Origin of the sequence: Cupriavidus sp. SHE (assembly GCF_000812445.1) — a bacterium.
Lineage (GTDB): Bacteria > Pseudomonadota > Gammaproteobacteria > Burkholderiales > Burkholderiaceae > Cupriavidus > Cupriavidus metallidurans.
This window is the reverse complement of the sequence record NZ_JWMB01000095.1, coordinates 1-4533: the sequence shown is the minus strand read 5'-3', so window position 1 is coordinate 4533 and position 4533 is coordinate 1. Positions and strand designations below refer to the sequence as shown.

4 protein-coding genes are annotated in these 4533 nt (G+C 63.6%); all 4 read right to left on the bottom strand.

Annotated elements, in window-relative coordinates; all coding sequences use genetic code 11:
* A partial coding sequence (gene shc, locus RN01_RS31375; RefSeq protein WP_039016844.1) for a squalene--hopene cyclase occupies positions 1-1916 on the bottom strand: 1916 nt, incomplete at its 3' end.
* 75 nt (positions 1917-1991) lie between these two features.
* On the bottom strand, positions 1992-2840 hold the full coding sequence (gene hpnD, locus RN01_RS31370) for a presqualene diphosphate synthase HpnD (RefSeq protein ID WP_011518641.1): 849 nt from the start codon (positions 2838-2840) through the stop codon (positions 1992-1994).
* A gap of 110 nt (positions 2841-2950) precedes the next feature.
* The gene (locus RN01_RS31365; protein WP_223277416.1) at positions 2951-3424 is read right to left on the bottom strand and encodes a BON domain-containing protein; all 474 of its coding nucleotides are present in this window, start codon (positions 3422-3424) and stop codon (positions 2951-2953) included.
* A gap of 180 nt (positions 3425-3604) precedes the next feature.
* Positions 3605-3808, bottom strand: coding sequence for a cold-shock protein (locus RN01_RS31360; RefSeq protein WP_008650922.1), 204 nt, complete (start codon positions 3806-3808; stop codon positions 3605-3607).
* Between the last annotated feature and the right edge of the window lie 725 nt (positions 3809-4533).

Sequence of the window (4533 nt, the reverse complement as noted above, 5' to 3'; positions counted from 1 at the left end):
TAGCGCAGATAGAACACGCGAGGGAACCCCACCGCCGTGAAGTACGGCTCGTCCCAGAAACCATGGCTGGCCTGCGTGCGCAGCAGGTACTCGACGCCTCGCACCAGGGCGGGGTGGTCGCCCGCGCCGGCGGCCATCAGGCCGAGCATGGCCCAGGCCGTTTGCGATGCTGTGCTCGGCGCCTTTTCATAGCCACGATACTCGAGCTTGTAGCTGTCGCCAGACTCACCCCAGCCGCCATCCTCGTTCTGGATCGACAGCAGCCATTGGGCCGCGCGCTTCATCTCGGGCGCGTCCGTGCCGATGCCGGCGGCATTCAGCCCGCACAGCGCGCTCCACGTGCCATAGATATAGTTGGTGCCCCAGCGACCAAACCAGCTTCCGTCGGCCTCTTGTTCGTCGAGCAGGTAGCGCAGCGCGCGCGCGGCCGGCTCGCTGTTGGCCGGCATCTGGCCGAGCTGGCACAGCATCGCCAGACAACGCGCGGACACGTCGGCCGTGGGCGGATCGAGCAGCGCGCCGTGATCGGCGAACGGGATGTTGTTCAGGTAGAGGTGCGTGTTCTCGGGTTCGAACGCGCCCCAGCCACCGTTGCTGCTTTGCATGCCGACGATCCACTCGCAGGCGCGGGATGCGGCTTCGTCATAACGGTTGGAGCGGTCGCCCTTGTCCACGCGGTCCATCGCGGCAGCCACCACGGCGGTGTCGTCGACGTCGGGGTAGTGAGGATTGGCGTACTGGAAGGCCCAGCCACCCGGGCGGACGTTGGGACGGCGCACCGTCCAGTCGCCGCGCAGTTCGAGTTCCTGCAGCGGCACAAGCCAGTCCAGCCCGCGTGCGGCCGCGGCGATCGTGCGCGGCTCACCGACTTCCAGCAAGGCATGGGCGGCCAGCGACGTATCCCAGACCGGCGACAGGCATGGCTGGCAATAAGCCTCGTCATCCTTGACCACGAGCAGCTTGTCGATCGAGCGGCGCGCGATGGCCCGGTTCGGGTCGTTCTCGGGCACGCCGAGCACGTCGAACATCAGCACCGAGTTGACCATCGCCGGGAAGATCGCGCCGAGGCCGTCTTCGCCGTTCAGCCGTTCGACCGTGAATTCACGCGCGCGCTCGATGGCCCGCTGGCGCAGGCCACGCGGGAACAGTGGCTCGGCCATGCGCACCACGGCGTCGAGCGTGCGGAACACGCCGACCCATAGCGGGCTCTGGTGCGGCGCGCGGCGCGGCAGGCGGGTGGCCTGGCACGGGCGCACGAACAATTCGTCGATGCCGATCTTGCGCGGATTGCGCGCCTGCGGACGCAGGCTGTTGAGTACCAGCAGCGGCACGATGACCGTGCGGGCCCAGTACGACACCTTCGACAGATGGAACGGAAACCACTCGGGCAGCAGCATGATTTCCACCGGCATCATCGGCACCGCCTGCCACGGCATCACGCCGTACAGCGCGAGCAGCGTGCGCGTGAAGACGTTGCTGGCCTCGGCGCCGCCCATCGCGTGGATCGCGGCGCGCGCGCGGCGCATGTGCTCGGCTTCCGGGTTGTCGCCGGCCATCTTCAGCGCGAAGTAGCCCTTCACGCTGGCACTGACGTCCGAGGCGCCGGCGTGGAACAGCGGCCAGCCGCCATCGGCGTTCTGGATGCGGCGCAGGTAGTTGGCGATCTTGCCTTCCAGTACCAGATCCGGCGTCTCGCCGAGGTAGTGGACCATCAGGATGTACTCGGCCGGGATCGTGGCGTCGGCTTCGAGTTCGTAGACCCAGTGGCCATCGGACTGCTGTTGCGCCAGCAGGGATTCGACGGCATGTGCGATGCCGGCATCGAGCGGATCGGGCAGGGCCGGCTGGGCAGGGCGACGGGCGCTGGTGGTCAGCGTTTCATCCTGGGGGCGGGTTATTGTTGCGGCCTGGTTCATCTAAATCGGGGGCACTTCTCTGTTCTGGGCACGCGGCAATGGCCGCGTGCCTTGGCTAAATACAAGGCGGGCAAATCATGCGATGGCATGTCGGAGCAGAATCCAGACCAGCTTTGCCTTGGGCACGCGTACGCGCGCGCGCGGCGGTTGCCAGCCACGGGCCAGCAGGCGGGTCAGGATGCCGTGATAGACATCGGACATGATGCGCGGCGAACGCACCACGCGCGCCGGACAGCGCGCCATGATCGCGGCGGAGGCATCGTAGTGAGCCTGAGCATCGCGCGCGATGCCGGTGCAGACCTCGGCGATCGCGGGGTGATGGATGACGTCGTATGGCTTGCCGACGGGAATGCCGGCGGCGGCCAGGGCCTCGGCCGGCAGGTACAGACGGCCGATCTCGGCGTCCTCGTCGAGGTCGCGCAGGATGTTGGTCAGCTGCAGCGCGCGGCCAAGGTGATGCGCCAGCGCGATGCCGGGTGCTTCGTCCAGGCCGAACACGCGCACGGCCAGGCGGCCGACGGCGCTGGCCACGCGGTCGCAGTAGGTGTCCAGCGTGGCGGCGTCCGGCGCGACGATCGTGGCGACGACGTCCATGATCATGCCGTCGATGACGTCGGAGAAGTCCTGCTGCTGGAGATTGAACGCCTTGATCTGCTCGTCGAGCGGGCGCAGCGCCGCAGGCGCCTGGCCTGCATAGCAGGCGGCGATGTCGGCGCGCCACTGTTCCAGCGCGGCGAGGCGGTCGGCGTGCTGGGTGTCGCCATCGGCGATGTCGTCCACGGCGCGGCAAAACGCGTAGATCTCGAACATGGCCTGCCGCTGCGAAGCGGGCAGGATGCGCATGGCCGCATGGAACGAGCTTCCGGATGACACGGCGGGTCCGGCGATCGGCCCGCCTGGCGTTGCGATTTCAGTACCGGCCACGGATTTCCTCGGCACGCATTGTCAAATACCTTCCAGCGGGGCAGCCAGCGGGTGGCGCCCCGGGAACGGCAGAATTTGGGGGGATTCGAAGTCGGGCGATTATAGCAACTTCATCGCGCCGGGGGATTTGTGACGTTATCACCATAACGTGGGTATGGTACGCCGCGTGCCGGGGTGGTGGTGGTCTGGTCGATGACCCGTTCTACGTCGGGCACTTCGCGCAGCGCGCCCAGGAATCCTTTCCGGTCGAAATCCGTGGCCACGCAGCCCTGCACGGTCAGCCAGCGGCCCCGCACCATGATCCAGAGCGAGCTTTGCTGCCAGGCGGGCATCGTGTGCCGCAGCGTATCGAGCCGCCGCCGCAGGGCCTCGGCAATTTCCTGGTCGTATTGGTAGGCGTTGGCCAGTCTGCAACGGCCTTCTATATAGCAGTGGTTACCTTCCTCGATGCGGTGGTGCGCCTCGCGTTTCCAATCCGCCTCGGTAATGCGCGGGCCCGCCGGTTCGGGGCAATTGGCGATCGCCTGCGAGATTTGCAGGAACGGGTCGTTGCCGAAGTTGCGGGTCGTCTGTCCAAGTGCCATTTGCGCCGCGCATATCGTCATGGCCATTAGTGCAGCCAAGTGAATTGCCACGCGCAAGAAACACCGCGATGACCGAACGTCATCAATGCAATACATTATCTGCCCTGTGGAAAGCCCAGAAAGCAGAAAGCCCCGCCGGAGCGGGGCTTCCCAGGCAAGATAAACTGCCCGGTGATCCAGTTAGATAGCCTGGATCTTCGTGGCCTGTTCGCCCTTCTGGCCCATAGCCTTAACGTAGCGAACCTTCTGACCTTCCTTCAGCGACTTGAAGCCATTGCCTTCAATCGCCGAGAAGTGTGCGAACAGGTCATTGCCGCCTGCGTCCGGCGTGATGAAGCCGAAGCCCTTGGCGTCGTTGAACCACTTAACGGTACCGGTTTCCATATGTCTATCCAACCTCGAATTTCAAATGGGCGTAATTGCCCGACCAAGCATGTCGCTCACAACGAACCGGAGCAAAACGCTACAGGCCGGCGCACATGCGAGCAGCCATTTTGACGGTTTTTTTCTGGCTGTCAATCGGACCATGCCCCTAATGGTGTTTCGGCATACAAACAGCAGATATTAAATTCTTCTACATCCATTCCGGATTTGTCTGACATCAGGGTGCCTTCTACGATGTTATGTCAGTCATTGCGGGCGTGGCGGTACCGGCAGTCGGTACATATTCGTAAGACGGAGTGTGAGATATCACACAGTTCCCCGCAGTTGCCATGCGGACAATCACGCCGCAATACCTCAAATGGGCCAGACGCCGGAATGAAAATCCTGAGAGGTATGGTTATCCCGTATGCCCGAACTGAGAAACTTGTGTTCAAGGCGTGCGTAGTGGCGGCAGACATCTGCATTTTTACCAGCCGGTGTAACATCTGCTTACCGATTCCCGCGTGGTCAAGGGCTACGCAGGTTGAATCGTGCCAAATGTCGTACGCATGACATGGCTTGTCGGGCACAATTTTTGACAATCTGTTTCAGATGAATGGCCTAGGATCCACCTGCTCGCAAATTAGGAAAAATCGGGTATTCGGAATAGCCGGTTGATGAAGGGAACTTCTAACCGGCTTCCGAAGGCGGTGTAGTGATGTTGATGGGAGGCTCCAAGAAGCGCT

What these genes read in the sequence shown, in the direction of transcription:
- RN01_RS31365 (WP_223277416.1), bottom strand. Translation starts at nt 3,424, where the DNA reads ATGGCACTTGGACAGACGACCCGCAACTTCGGCAACGACCCGTTCCTG.
- RN01_RS31360 (WP_008650922.1), bottom strand. Translation starts at nt 3,808, where the DNA reads ATGGAAACCGGTACCGTTAAGTGGTTCAACGACGCCAAGGGCTTCGGC.